The organism is Campylobacter portucalensis (genome assembly GCF_009690845.1).
In the GTDB taxonomy this organism is placed as follows: Bacteria; Campylobacterota; Campylobacteria; order Campylobacterales; family Campylobacteraceae; genus Campylobacter_B; species Campylobacter_B portucalensis.
The window spans coordinates 1-497 of record NZ_VWSJ01000082.1; the positions used below are offsets into that span (position 1 = coordinate 1).

Sequence of the window (497 nt, forward strand, 5' to 3'; positions counted from 1 at the left end):
AAATTTGATGATGAATTTAAAGATGAGTCTAAATTTAAAGTATTGTCTAAAGTGGTGTCGTTTAAATTTGATGATGTTAAATTTACAAAGTTTGAGTTTAAAGAATTTAAATTTAATGAGTTTAAAGGATTTAGGGATTTATTATTTAGTGTTGATAGATTTAAACTATCTTTTAGTAAAGGAGATGATATATTAAATGAGTTATCTTTTGCCATATAGTTTAAGGCTGATAAACTTCTTGTATTGTTTGATGATAGTTTAACTATCATCATAGAGTTAAGATATGGTTCATTATAGCACTCTATATATGGGATATTAGGTAGGCTTGGTTTAGATGGAGTTGATGGATAGTAGCCACCTCCATAATATCCACCATAACTATAACCACCACCCCAACTACCTCCACCATAACTTTCACTGCTACTTGTAGTTGGATATACTGGAGTTGGTGGCAAGTCAAGAGATATAGGTTTGATGTTTGGTTTAGGTGTTTTAGG

Annotated in this window: 1 protein-coding gene; it reads right to left on the reverse strand. The window is 30.6% G+C overall.

All coding sequences use genetic code 11. The features are described 5' to 3' along the window. Positions 1–497, reverse strand: a 497-nt coding sequence (locus F1B92_RS08945) for a hypothetical protein (protein WP_229771005.1), incomplete at both ends; no start/stop codon positions are given.